This is a genomic window from Streptococcus sp. 400_SSPC, from assembly GCF_001072745.1.
Classification (GTDB): Bacteria; Bacillota; Bacilli; order Lactobacillales; family Streptococcaceae; genus Streptococcus; species Streptococcus xiaochunlingii.
The window spans coordinates 1-10,480 of record NZ_JVIQ01000017.1; the positions used below are offsets into that span (position 1 = coordinate 1).

8 protein-coding genes are annotated in these 10,480 nt (G+C 41.1%); 3 read left to right on the plus strand and 5 right to left on the minus strand.

Annotated elements, in window-relative coordinates:
• Nucleotides 1-108: 108 nt before the first annotated feature.
• The 4 genes from tpiA to ftsW form a co-directional block, all read right to left on the minus strand.
• Nucleotides 109-867, minus strand: coding sequence for a triose-phosphate isomerase (tpiA, locus tag ADH49_RS03140; protein WP_048689443.1), 759 nt, complete (start codon nt 865-867; stop codon nt 109-111).
• Nucleotides 868-1,030: 163 nt separating this feature from the next.
• The gene (gene tuf, locus ADH49_RS03145; RefSeq protein ID WP_048689446.1) at nt 1,031-2,227 is read right to left on the minus strand and encodes an elongation factor Tu; all 1,197 of its coding nucleotides are present in this window, start codon (nt 2,225-2,227) and stop codon (nt 1,031-1,033) included.
• A gap of 312 nt (nt 2,228-2,539) precedes the next feature.
• Nucleotides 2,540-5,365, minus strand: coding sequence for a phosphoenolpyruvate carboxylase (gene ppc / locus ADH49_RS03150; protein WP_048689450.1), 2,826 nt, complete (start codon nt 5,363-5,365; stop codon nt 2,540-2,542).
• Between the two features lie 28 nt (nt 5,366-5,393).
• Entirely contained in the window at nt 5,394-6,632 is a 1,239-nt protein-coding gene (ftsW, locus tag ADH49_RS03155) for a cell division peptidoglycan polymerase FtsW (RefSeq protein ID WP_048689453.1), read from the minus strand.
• Nucleotides 6,633-6,888: 256 nt separating this feature from the next.
• Here ftsW and ADH49_RS03160 point away from each other — a divergent pair, with 256 nt between their 5' ends.
• From ADH49_RS03160 to ADH49_RS03170, 3 genes are all read left to right on the plus strand, one after another.
• Nucleotides 6,889-7,752 (plus strand): GH25 family lysozyme, encoded by an 864-nt coding sequence (locus ADH49_RS03160; protein ID WP_048689456.1) that lies wholly within the window; start codon nt 6,889-6,891, stop codon nt 7,750-7,752.
• 86 nt (nt 7,753-7,838) lie between these two features.
• Nucleotides 7,839-8,312: an aminoacyl-tRNA deacylase gene (locus tag ADH49_RS03165; RefSeq protein ID WP_048689458.1), complete on the plus strand. Its 474-nt coding sequence runs from the start codon at nt 7,839-7,841 to the stop codon at nt 8,310-8,312.
• A 14-nt stretch (nt 8,313-8,326) separates the two neighbouring features.
• Nucleotides 8,327-8,950 carry a histidine phosphatase family protein gene (locus ADH49_RS03170; RefSeq protein ID WP_048689460.1) on the plus strand — a complete coding sequence of 208 codons (624 nt, stop codon included), beginning with the start codon at nt 8,327-8,329 and terminating at the stop codon, nt 8,948-8,950.
• Nucleotides 8,951-8,986: 36 nt separating this feature from the next.
• On the opposite strand, the gene lysS is transcribed toward ADH49_RS03170, so the two are convergent.
• The gene (lysS, locus tag ADH49_RS03175; protein ID WP_048689463.1) at nt 8,987-10,477 is read right to left on the minus strand and encodes a lysine--tRNA ligase; all 1,491 of its coding nucleotides are present in this window, start codon (nt 10,475-10,477) and stop codon (nt 8,987-8,989) included.
• Between the last annotated feature and the right edge of the window lie 3 nt (nt 10,478-10,480).

A 10,480-nucleotide genomic window follows, 5' to 3' on the forward strand; every position in this document is an offset into this window, starting at 1 on the left:
TGCGGAGGTGGGACAACGAAATCGAATTCTAACGAATTACCGATTTCTGTCCCACTCTCTTTTAATACAAGAAAAAGACGAGAAATCTCTCGTCTTATTCTTGTTCGATTAGTTTACGAAGTTCAACAATGCCAAGAAGCTTTCTGGATCAAGTGATGCACCACCAACAAGAGCTCCATCAACGTCTGGACAAGCCATGTATTCAGCAACGTTTTCAGGTTTCACTGAACCACCGTATTGAACACGTACTTTGTCAGCTACTTCTTGACCGAAGTCAGCAGCTACAACGTCACGAACAACTTTACACATTTTTTGTGCGTCGTCTTGTGAAGCTGATTTACCAGTACCGATCGCCCAGATTGGCTCGTAAGCGATAACTGATGCAGCAACTTGATCAGAAGTCAAACCAGCCAAAGCAGCAGATACTTGAGCACCTACGAATTCAGCCGCTTTACCAGCTTCGTAAGTTTCAAGACTTTCACCACAACAGATGATTGGAAGCAAACCATTAGCAAAGATAGCTTTTGCTTTTTTGTTGATGTCTTCGTCTGTTTCGTGGAAGTAGTCACGACGTTCTGAGTGACCGATTACCACGTAGTCCGTACCGATTTCTTTCAAAACTTGTGGGCTAGTTTCACCAGTGAAGGCACCAGCGTTTTCAAAGTAACAGTTTTGAGCAGCAACTTTAAGGTTTGAACCTTTAGCAGCAGCAAGAACAGTTGTCAAGTCAAGTGCAGGAGCTGCAATCCCAGCTTCAACAAGATCAGATGAAGGAAGTCTTGATGCTACTGCTTCAACAAATGCTTTTGCTTCTTCTGGGTTTTTGTTCATTTTCCAGTTACCAGCAATAAATGGTTTACGTGACATTTCACATACCTCGTTTTTCTAATTTTATACAACCTATTTTACCATAATTTTCGTGATAATGAAAGGTTGCACAAACTCTTTTACTTTTTAAAACAATAAAAACCCCGTCTTCACGGGGTTTTCTGTCTGTCTATATAATTGTTAATCTGGGAACTAGATCGAATTAAGCTTCGATTTCAGTAACCATACCTGAACCAACAGTACGTCCACCTTCACGGATAGAGAATGTAGTACCTTGTTCAACGGCGATTGGGTGGATCAACTCAACGTCGATAGTCACGTTATCACCAGGCATTACCATTTCAGTACCTGCTGGAAGTTCGATAGATCCAGTTACGTCAGTTGTACGGAAGTAGAACTGTGGACGGTAGTTGTTGAAGAATGGAGTATGACGTCCACCTTCTTCTTTAGAAAGGATGTAAACTTCACCTTTAAATTTAGTGTGTGGGTTGATTGAACCTGGTTTAGCGATAACTTGTCCACGTTCGATTTCATCACGTTGGATACCACGAAGAAGCACACCAACGTTGTCCCCTGCAAGACCTTCGTCAAGTTGTTTACGGAACATTTCAACACCAGTAACAACCGCTTTTTGGATTTCTTCTTTAATACCAACGATTTCGATTTCGTCGTTGACTTTAACGATACCACGGTCGATACGTCCTGATGCTACAGTACCACGTCCAGTGATTGAGAATACGTCTTCGACTGGAAGAAGCAATGGCTTGTCAGTATCGCGTTCTGGTTCTGGGATGTACTCATCAACAGTGTTCATCAAGTCCATGATGATGTCTTCGTATTTAGCATCACCTTCAAGAGCTTTAAGAGCTGAACCTTGGATAACTGGAAGGTCATCACCTGGGAAATCGTATTCTGAAAGAAGGTCACGGATTTCCATTTCAACCAACTCAAGCAATTCTTCATCGTCAACCAAGTCAACTTTGTTCATGAAGACGATCAAGTGTTTAACACCAACCTGACGTGAAAGAAGGATGTGCTCACGAGTTTGTGGCATTGGTCCGTCAGTTGAAGCTACTACAAGGATAGCTCCGTCCATTTGAGCGGCACCAGTGATCATGTTTTTAACGTAGTCCGCGTGTCCTGGAGCGTCGATGTGAGCGTAGTGACGTTTTTCAGTTTCGTACTCAACGTGCGCAGTGTTGATAGTGATACCGCGTTCGCGTTCTTCTGGAGCAGCATCGATAGACGCATAGTCTTTAGGTTGGTTAACTGATGAAGGCAAGCGACGTGCCAAAACAGTTGTGATAGCTGCAGTTAGGGTAGTTTTACCGTGGTCAACGTGTCCGATAGTACCAATGTTAACGTGTGGTTTACTACGATCGTATTTTTCTTTTGCCATTTGAGTAAAAGCCTCCAATAAAATATATTTTATAGATAGACAGTAGGCAATACAGTCTAACTTTCCTTACTATTTTATCAAATTTCGTCTAAATTGCAAGTGTTTTACTAGCTTTTTTTCTTATTTCTTTTTTCTTAAAGGAATTTATCCAAATGAAAGTTTGTGAAATCTCCTTTCCACTTCTTTTTTGAAATAAACAGCTAGATATTTCATTCTTTGTGACCTATTTTACGTGTTTTTTCACAATCATTTTCACTTTATTCCAGTAAAAAACCAATCCCTTTAATCGAGATTGGTTTTAAGGGTTCACGATTAACCAGAATTACGCAATCCTGTCGCGACACCATTGATCGTGATATGAATCAATTTGTCCTGATCAGTAGGCAATTCGCCACGTCTCTGGCGTTTAATTAATTCTAATTGAATATAGTTCAGAACATTAAAGTATGGCATACGATAATCTAAACTATCTTTTAGATAAGGGTTCTCAGCTAAGAGTTCATCATGACCTTCAATCTGTAAAATAACATCCTTAGTCAATTGCCACTCGTCCAGGATAATATTGAAGATGTCACGAACCTCCTCTTCCTCACACAGCTTGGCGTATTCAAAAGCAATGTTCATATTGGCTTTTGAGAGCACCATGTCTACGTTTGAAAGAAGAGACTTGAAGAATGGCCATTTTTGGTACATATAACGCAAGGTTTCAATGTTTTCAGGATCTGCATCAATAAATTCTTTAAAGCTAGACCCTACACCGTACCAACCAGGGAACATCACCCGGCTCTGTGACCATGAGAAGACCCAAGGAATGGCACGCAAGCCACCGATTTCTTTGATAGTCTTTCGGGCTGCTGGACGAGAACCAATATTGAAACTAGAAATAGCCTTAATCGGACTGGATTCGAAGAAGTAATCATAGAAATGCTCATTGCCAAACACCAGTTCACGATAAATATCGTAGCTACGATTGACAATCTGGTCCATTATCTCATTGTACTGATCGGACATGCTCCTTTCACTCTTCTGCTTAGCAATCATGCGGTTAATCGTTGCAGATACCAACATTTCCAAGTTGTAATAAGCTGCATCCTTGTTCCCATATTTATTGCCAATGACCTCACCTTGCTCCGTCAAACGAATGCGGTCATTAATGGATCTCAATGGTTGTGAGGTGATGGCTTCATAGGTTGGACCGCCCCCACGACCAACTGTTCCACCACGGCCATGGAAGAAGGTAATCTTCACACCAAACTCGTCACCAATCGCTGTTAATTGTTGCTGGGCCTTATAAAGAGTCCAACAAGAAGATAGATAACCACCATCTTTGTTACTATCTGAATAACCAAGCATAATTTCTTGGTAGTTATTCTTAGAAGCAATCCAGCGTTTAGCAATTGGAAGTGATAGATACTTTCTCATTGTATCTTCAGATTGATCCAAGTCTTCGATCGTCTCAAAGAGGGGAACAATTTGTACACGTGCGCTTTCCTTGTCAATCAGTCCCACTTCTTTCAACATGATAGCCAACTCAAGCATATCCGATACACTGGTTGCATGAGAAATAATGGTTTGGCGAATAACATCTTCTCCTAAGCGGTCTTTTAATTCACGCGCTGTTTGGAAAATATCTAATTCTTTTTCAAGCAATTCTGATTTTTCTGCATGGGTAGCAGATAAAATACGAGGATCTTCTAACAACTCTTGTAAAAGCAACTCGCACTTTTCGTCTTCTGACAAATCACTGTAATGGTCATTGATTCCAGCTTCTTTGAGAAGTTCCGCAACACAAGCTTCATGGACACTCGAATCTTGACGCATATCGATCGAAGCCAAGAAGAATCCAAAAACTTCTACTGCTTCTAATAACTCAGCAAACTCCCCTGAGATTAAAGCTTCTGCCTTATTTTCAATCAATGACTCTTGAATAAGGGTCAAATCCTGTTTAAATTCTTCAACTGTTTCGTAATAAGGAGGGCGATCTTCTGCCAACTCTTGGATCGCACCACTGATTCGGGTACCGATATAATCGGTAACCACTCCTTGTTGATGGGTGTGAGCACCGAGAAGACGCTCAACCGGATGACGGTCATCTACTGTTGAGCCAACGACAGACCATCCCTTGATATTCAACAAGGTTTGGACCAACTTGGATTGAATATAATGGAAGGCCCGACGGTAGGGCTCCTTCTCTCTAAAGACAGATGTATCACTGGAACGGGCTGCCATCTCTTCAACCGCTTGACTGGTTTTTGAAAGATTGGTAGAGAGGGAGAAGTTCCGATAAAGACTAGAGATTTTCTGAATATAATAGTTCAGAATGACTTCACTTTGAATCGTAGCTGATCGCTTCAAGGTCTCTGCGGTTACAAAAGGATTCCCATCCCGGTCTCCACCAATCCACATTCCCATCGTAATCGGTTTGGGCTGTTGCAACTCAATCCCTTGCTCCTTGGCAAGACGTTTGTATTCCAACATTAAGTTGGGAACAGCCTGAAGGAAGGAACTATTATAGTATTCCATGACGTTGGTAATCTCATTAGTTACCTTGAGTTTCTTTTCACGGATCATATCGGTTTGCATCATAATTTCGATATTACGACGCAAATTATTGTACCATTTAGTCTCGTTCATCAAGCCAGCTTTTACATCTCGGTGTTGGCGTAAAAGACTGTGAATGTGAGTGGTTAAGTCCAACATGGTTTTCCGTTGCACTTGGGTCGGATGAGCGGTCAATACCGGTACTACATTGAGGTGTTCCAAGATTTCCTGAGCATTTTCAGTCTCAGCCACCTGGCGAATGGTGGACGACAGCTTTCCAAGATAGTCCTGTCCCACATTATTTTGATGATTGATTTCAAAAGCCAAATCGACGTCTTCAGAGATATTAATCAACAAGGGAAGAATGGCAAAGTAGCGAGAAATCACAGTCATCTCTTCATTTGATAGCTCTTTGACAATTTGATCCAATTTTAAATAATCTTTTGAAACAGATAGTTTTTTCAATTCAAGAATCTTATCAAGGGTTTCTGGACTCACCAAATTTTTAGCAATATCTTCTAAAATAGTTGTTAAAATCTCAGCTTCTTCTTTGATAATCTCTTTGTTGGTGTAGCTCTCTAGTTTTTGTAAAGTCATGATAACTCCTTTCTTTACTCACTCCGATTTAGTAGTAGCTCTGAATTTTCTGAGGCTTCTCGTAAGAAGGGTCCTCTTGAGTAGCTAGGGCGCGCTTTTCACTCGCATCAATATTCAAGACAAGGGCAATCGCAATGGATAAGACCCACAAACTATTTCCTCCTTGTGAAAGGAAGGGGAAGGTCACCCCTGTCGAAGGAATCAGCCCAGAAATCCCACCAATGTTGATGAAGGTTTGGGTCAGGAGCATCCCTCCTATACCAATCGCCATCATTGAATTAAATGGATCTCTTGCCCGAATCCCGACAAGAATAATGCGCAAAATTAAGAAGAACAACAAGGCTAGGATGAGACTAGCTCCCACAAAACCAAGTTCTTCAATAACGATTGAAAAGACAAAGTCTGTATGAGCTTCTGGCAGATACCCTTGCTTTTCAATCGAATTTCCAAGTCCCAAGCCAAACCAGCCCCCATTACTCATGGCGTAATAAGAATTGGCTAGTTGGTGTCCCGAATCTGATAAATCATTAAAGGGGTTGTAAAAAGCACTGAAACGTTTCGCTACATAGCCAAAGACAGGGATTTTAGAGAAACGCTCTACCCCAATTAGCTGAATGGAATAAAGAAGAACGGTTGAGCCTCCCACTAGTATGGCTAATAGGCTTGAAAACCAGCGGTAAGCTATCCCACTTGCACTAATCATAATTAAGGTTGTCAGTGCAAGAATGGTCGCATTTCCTAAGTCTGGCATGATGACCACAATAGCAATCAGGAAGAGCACCATCCAACGCCAATCCGACAAATCTCGAGGAAGCCATTGATTGTGGGTTAACGCTTGGTAATCATATCGTTGAATTTCTTCTTGCTTTTTAGAGAAGACCAAGGCCAAGTACCAGACGATGATAATCTTCAAATACTCAGCTGGCTGAATAGAGAAACCTCCAAAACTCAACCATCCATGCGCACCATTCACCGTATCTGTGATGAAACGCGATAGCAAAAGAAGGATCGTCTCAGCTATAATGAAAATTCCGATGAAGCCCTTTTTCTTAAGGACATTTAATTTCACCTTATAGGTAATCAGAATAGTGATCAAACTTAGAACAAAAAAGATCCCCTGGCTTCTGATCATCCCGAAAGGACTAAGCCCTTTTTGGATGGCTAAGGCACTCGTTGTCGAGTAGACTACTATCAATCCCAATACTGACAAAAGGAGGTAAGGGATCAGGATCGAATAGTTTAAAAAATGACGTTTTTCTAATTTCATGTAACACCCATACTTCTAATTTTCAAATTTCATTATATCACCTTTCAATAGTAAAAAAAAGGAAAGACCAAATAAGATTCGGTTTTCACTTTCAAAAGATGATCAAACAAACCAGTCTGACTCTTATTTCTACTCCAACTATTGTGAGGAAGCAAAGAAAATCGATCCTCTGATTCACTATCATATCATCTTGTTTTTCCTGTTTTCAGGCCCTTTGTTTTGCCTTTTTCCGTCTTTTACGGTAAAATGATTCTGTATGAGAAAAAGGATTAAACCAATTGTCCTCTTTGTCTTTTTCGCAAGTATCTTTTCCTTTTTGGTAATTTCTAAAACAGTAGCAGATATCCAAAGAAATCAACTTGCTAAAAACAAGACCCTACAAGAGGCAAAGAACACCAATCAAACAAAAATCCCATCTTCCTCTTCTTCTGACTCAGTTGAAGAATTAGATCAAGAATTTTTGAATCGACCAATTATCGATATCTCTGGTTGGCAATTGCCAAGCGAGATTGATTATGATCTCTTAGCACAAAATGTTTCCGGAGTCATTGTTCGAGTTCATAGTGGAGCTCAAGCTAAAAAAGAAAATGCCGCGACTTATTTAAATGGAATAGACAAATCATACGAAACTCATATTAAAGAGTTTCAAAAACGAAATATTCCAGTTGCGGTATATGCTTACGTAGCTGCCAAGGACAAAAAAGAAATGGAAAAGGAAGCAGAAGAGTTCTATCAGGCATCCAAAAAATACAAACCAACCTATTATTGGCTGGATGTGGAAGAAAAAACGATGGGTGATATGAACGCTGGCGTGGAGGCCTTCCGTGCCAAGCTAGAATCATTGGGAGTCAAAAATATCGGAATCTATATCGGGACCTATTTCATGGAAGAACATAGTATCTCCACTGATAAATTTACCGCCCTCTGGATTCCAACTTATGGTCATGATGACGGCTACTACAATGCAGCACCATCTACTGATGACGAGTATGATCTTCATCAGTACACCTCTCAGGGACAATTGAATGGTTTCACCCACTACTTGGACTTGAACCAGATCGCTCCTACACAAAATCGAGAAAAAATCTACCGAAAACTATTTACTGTAGAAAAGAATTAAAAGAGGCAACTGCCTCTTTTTCTCTTGAACGGAAACTCAAATAGTATGATATAATGTTAGGAAATTAAGAGAAAGAGAAGAGTGAGATGGCAAAAAAACAAAAAGTAAAAAAAACATTGGTTGAACAAATACTGCAGAAAGCAAAAATCGACCATACAGGATTGCAAATCAATGCTCTTGAGGGAATCATCCCAGAAGGGATTACGACTGATCAAATCTATAAGACACTGGCTCTAACAGGTGATAAAACTGGTCCTGTCATTGGGATTGTTCCCATCTCTGCCCACTTATCCGAAAAAAAATTGGCTAAACTATCTGGAAATAAAAAAGTTAGTATGATTCCGCAAAAAGACTTGGAAAAGACAACAGGCTATGTCCACGGTGCCAATAATCCTGTTGGCATTCGACAAAAACACAACTACCCTATTTTTATTGACCAGTCTGCCCTGGAACTTGATCAGATGATTGTTTCTGCAGGTGAAGTTGGGCACAGTATTCAAATCAAGGCGCAAGATTTAGCTGATTTTGTCAAGGCTAGCTTCGAAGACTTAGTCGAGTAAAGGATAAAACCAATATGAAATTATATTTTGTCCGTCACGGACGTACCGAGTGGAATGAAGAGGGACGTATCCAAGGGGCAAATGGTGACTCTCCGCTTTTAGAATCTTCCATCCAACAGTTAAAAGCCTTGGGCCAGCATTTATCTCAAACATACTTTGATGCAGCTTATTCAAGTGACTTGCCTAGAGCTGTCCATACTGCTCAAATCATTCTCGAGCAAAATCAACATCCTATCTCCCTCCAAGAGACTCCTGCTCTACGGGAATGGCGGCTTGGTAGCTTAGAAGGTAGAAAAATTGTGGAGTTGAAGGCTCTCTATCCGGAGGAAATGAAGGCCTTTCGTCATAATTTAGCTGAGTTTCACTACGATATTTTCGGAGCAGAATCCGTTGAAGAAACCACCCAACGGACCGGAAATTTTATCAAAAGTTTAAAAGACAAGTCTGGCGAGGCCATTCTAATCGTTGGCCATGGGGCTAATTTAACCGCTTCTATTCGGAGCCTACTTGGCTATAAAACAGAGGAACTCCGTAAAAACGGTGGCCTCAACAATGCTAGTGTGACCATTTTGACAACAGATGATTTTGAGCACTTTTACTTAGAAACTTGGAATGATACTTCTTATTTAAAAGACTAAAAAACACTGATCTTGTGATCAGTGTTTTCTTTTAGCTTATTTCATTGTTGGGAAGAGCAATACGTCACGGATAGTAGTCGTATCAGTAAGGAGCATGCAGAGACGGTCGATACCGATTCCCAATCCTCCTGTTGGTGGCATACCATATTCAAGAGCTTCTACATAATCGTAGTCAATTCCAGTTGCTTCGTCGTCTCCCAATTCTTTGGCACGTGCCTGCGCTTCGAAACGTTCCAATTGGTCGATTGGATCGTTCAATTCTGTAAAGGCATTAGCATATTCCTTGGTCATGATGAAGAGCTCAAAACGGTCCGTGAAACGAGGATCCTCGTCATTCTTCTTAGCCAATGGAGATACAGCTACAGGGTGTCCATAGACAAAGGTTGGTTGTGTCAAGGTTTCTTCTACATATTCCTCGAAGAAGGCATTGATAATATGCCCCACTTCAGTGTAGTGTTTTTCAACTGGCACATGTTTTTCTTTAGCAAGGGCTACTGCTTCTTCAAAGCTCATTTCCTGCCAGAAGTCAACACCAGCAATTTCCTTGATTGCATCCACCATGTGGACACGCTTGAATGGTTCATTGATCTTGATTTCAGTTCCTTGGTAGTTAACAGGACCATCCCCATGAATGGCTTTCGCAGCGTGTTGGATAATCCCTTCCGTCAAGTCCATAATATCTTGGTAGTCAGCATAGGCTTGGTAGACTTCGATGGAGGTGAATTCAGGGTTATGAGTAGCATCCATTCCTTCGTTACGGAAGATACGTCCGATTTCATAGACGCGCTCCATTCCACCAACGATCAAACGTTTCAAGTGAAGCTCGGTCGCGATACGAAGGACCATGTCAATGTTTTGGGCATTGTGGTGAGTGATAAACGGACGCGCAGATGCTCCACCAGCTTCATTGTGAAGAACAGGTGTTTCTACTTCAAGGAAGCCTTGACCATCTAAGTAACGACGGATTTCTGAGATGATTTTCGAACGGGTTACAAAGCGGTTAAAGCTTTCACGGTTCGAAATCAAATCCAAGTAGCGTTTGCGGTAGATGGTTTCCACATCAGACAAGCCATGGAATTTTTCAGGCAAGGGACGAAGGGCTTTAGACAAATGGGTGATGTGAGTAGCTTTGATGGAAAGTTCACCCATGTCTGTCCGCATCACTTCACCTTCTACCCCAAGGAAATCTCCAAGGTCAGCCTTTTTAAAAATTTCATAATTTTCTTCACCGACCGCATCTTTCCGAACGTAAATTTGGATTTGACCTTCACGGTCTTGAAGGTGGGCAAAGCCAACCTTCCCTTTCCCACGTTTGGTTACAAGACGACCCGCAATAATGGCCGTTTCGTTCAAATCATGAAGTTGTTCTTTATCTAATTCTGAATATTTTTCTTTCAATTGACCAGAATCTGCAGTTCGTTCGAATCGCTTTCCAAATGGGTCGATTCCTTGTTCACGAAGGGCCGCCATCTTTTCGCGACGGACAATCTGCTGGTCATTTAATTCTTCCATATGTTCAGTAGTCATTTG